Raw genomic sequence first — 2,689 nt, forward strand, 5'->3', positions numbered from 1 at the left:
TGACGCCCTACGAATTCATCTGCAAAATCTGGGCAACAGAGCCAAAACGGTTTAAACTCAATCCGCATCATCAAATGCCGGGACTAAACACCTAGTATTAGGCTCATTGTTTGCCAGCGCTAATAGATGGATGGTTGCTGAGCAGCACGCTGCAAGCGCCGTCGACATTGTGGAAAGAGCGAGCCGGCTTCGCGACCCTATCAAGACTAAGGATGGACGGAATAATATTAGTGGTCGTGAGGCTTATTTTCTCAGAGCGGTTGCACGACGGGTTCGAGCCCGCGAGCCGAGCGATTTCACCAGATCCGGTGAGTGGCTCGACATCGCGGAGAAAATGCTGGGGGCCGATCGCAAGGTTGGCGCGAAGACGGTTCCCTACATCAGGTTCAATTGCGAGCGTTTAGCGCTGAGTCTCGCGCGTTACTATTTCGCAAGGGCGAGCGATGAGAACGACCCTCACAATCTTCTCGCAAACCGCATCTTTGACAGTGCGAGTGATCTCGCCTCCCGCCTCGAATTTTCACGGGGAAAAATCACTTGCGAAGACGAGCCATCGAAAACACTGCCAGCGTCAACCCAAGTGAATATAGCGATAAACCTCCTGCAAGTGCTTGTCGTTGCGCGCACTCGATCGGAGTTCGGATTTGAGGAAGCGAGCGAGTGCCCAATTGACGACTCGGATCTAGCCTTTTGTCTCTCCGTTATCACCGAAAACACTGACTATAACGAAAGAGTCGCCGAGCTCGGCTTTAGTCTAAAGAAGCGAGATTTCGAAAGTGAACCCGAGGTCATTTGTTCGGCTCTGATATTGCGATACACTGCGGCCGCTTCAAAAATTCTAAAGAGTCCGAAGGCTTGGTATCCGCGGCGAGCGTCGGACGTCGACCGTCTTTTTGCTTCCGAAATCGTGGGAAATATCACGCTCTATGACAGTGAGCGCTACCGCGTGCTCAGCGAGTTCCTGAAGCTCTGGTAGCAAGATGGCCGGAGCAAAACCGTGCCGGTGCCTTGCCTGTTGATTTGCGCTGAGAGCCCGGGATTGCGGGTACGCCTGACCTGAGCCCCAATTTTCCTCCGGGATTTCGGAGAGTCTGACGTGCCGTTGCTCTGAGCCCAAAGGTTGGACCGCCAGGAATTGGAGTTTTCCGGCTCTCATCACGATGACGGGCTGGTTGCGTCACCTGGATTATGCATGGCAATCAGGACCTTATACCCGATTGCCGAATGAGGGCGATCCTCATTGTAGTATCGACGCCAAGTCTCCAACTTTTCGCGCGAATCTGCAAGGGTCAGGAACCAATGCGCGTTCAGGCACTCAGCCCGAAGCTTGCTGTTGAAGGCCTCGATGAAGCCGTTGTCGGTCGGTTTTCCGGGCCGAGAGAAGTCCAGGGTGACGTTGTGGGCGTAGGCCCAAAGGTCGAGGTCACGAGAGATGAACTCGCTGCCATTATCGACCCTGATCGTTTTGGGGTAGCCAGTTCCCTTGCAGATACGCTCCAGCGTCTGAACCACATCCTCACCGCGATAGGTGAAACGTGCGTCGGTGGCGGGGCAAAAGCGCGAGTCGTGTCGACCACGGTCAGGATGCGCAGTTTCTTGCTGGTCGTGAGCTGGTCGTGAACAAAGTCCATCGCCCAGACATCGTTCGGCCCTACTGCTGCCTGGCGGTCATCCTTAAGCTTTGCCTTCACCCGACGCTTGGGATGCTTGTTGCGCAGCTGAAGGCCTAACTCGCTGTAAATCCTTCGCGTCTTCTTCATATTGATCTTCCATCCATCGCGGCGCAAGTGGACATGGACACGCCGGTAGCCATACCGCACGCATGTCTCGCAAATCTCCTTGATGCGTCTTTCGAGTGGGGCCTGTCCGGTGCGACGGGACTTGTAGTGGTAGGTCGATGTGTCGAACTTCAGCGCCTGGCAGGCCCGTCGGATCGATATGCCCCAATCCACCAACATCCCGTCGATCAGCTTCCGCTTCCGGACAGGCCTCAGAGCTTTCGGCGGATTACGTCCTGCAACATCTCGCGGTCTAGTGTCAGATCCGCGACGATCTTCTTGAGCCTGGAATTCTCATCTTCCAGAGCCTTTAGTCGGCGCATCTCGTCGGGCAGCAGACCCGCATACTTCTTGCGCCAATTGAAATAGGTCGCCTGGCTGATCCCCGCCTTCCGGCAAATCTCCGCTACCGGCACGCCATCATCGCCCTGCTTCAAAATGAACGCTTTCTGGGCGTCCGAGAACTTCGATGCCTTCATGCTTCCGCTCCTTTTCCCAGCCGGGAAAAGGAGCGGAAAACTCCAGTTATGAATGGTCCAGTTTTTGGGGATCAGAGCAGCCGGCCGAGCCAAGCCGCGTGCTGCAGGACGTCGAGCGTGTTGACGCTTTCGGCAGATCGAAGAGCGCCGTTGACCTGCAGCCACCTCGTATGTCCATCGGGCACGCTGCATTATCGGCGCCTACGGCCGCCCCCGCTTTGCACCTGCCAGTTTTGGAATTTGTGTTTTGCGCCGGGGATTTAGCGCTGACGATCGCAGCTGTTTAGCGTGCTGGATCGTAGTTTTTGGCTATTGTAGGATACTATAGAGTAGGAACTGGTTGCGGGGGCAGGATTTGAACCTGCGGCCTTCAGGTTATGAGCCTGACGAGCTACCGGGCTGCTCCACCCCGCGTTATATATTGGAAGCATG

Annotated in this window: 1 protein-coding gene, 1 tRNA gene and 1 pseudogene; 1 reads left to right on the plus strand and 2 read right to left on the minus strand. The window is 55.5% G+C overall.

Going from position 1 to position 2,689, the window contains the following annotated elements; translation table 11 throughout:
* Positions 1 to 130: 130 nt before the first annotated feature.
* A complete protein-coding gene (locus GGQ66_RS22820; protein ID WP_183796025.1) occupies positions 131 to 976 on the plus strand; it encodes a hypothetical protein in 846 nt (281 codons plus the stop codon).
* Positions 977 to 1,155: 179 nt separating this feature from the next.
* On the opposite strand, the pseudogene GGQ66_RS22825 reads toward GGQ66_RS22820, so the two are convergent.
* Positions 1,156 to 2,257, minus strand: a pseudogene (locus GGQ66_RS22825) (IS3 family transposase).
* Positions 2,258 to 2,594: 337 nt separating this feature from the next.
* Positions 2,595 to 2,671, minus strand: a tRNA-Met gene (locus GGQ66_RS22830).
* Positions 2,672 to 2,689 lie beyond the last annotated feature (18 nt).

The sequence above is a fragment of the Allorhizobium borbori genome, from assembly GCF_014196535.1.
GTDB classification, from domain to species: Bacteria; Pseudomonadota; Alphaproteobacteria; order Rhizobiales; family Rhizobiaceae; genus Ectorhizobium; species Ectorhizobium borbori.

What these genes read in the sequence shown, in the direction of transcription:
- GGQ66_RS22820 (WP_183796025.1), top strand. Translation starts at nt 131, where the DNA reads ATGGTTGCTGAGCAGCACGCTGCAAGCGCCGTCGACATTGTGGAAAGA.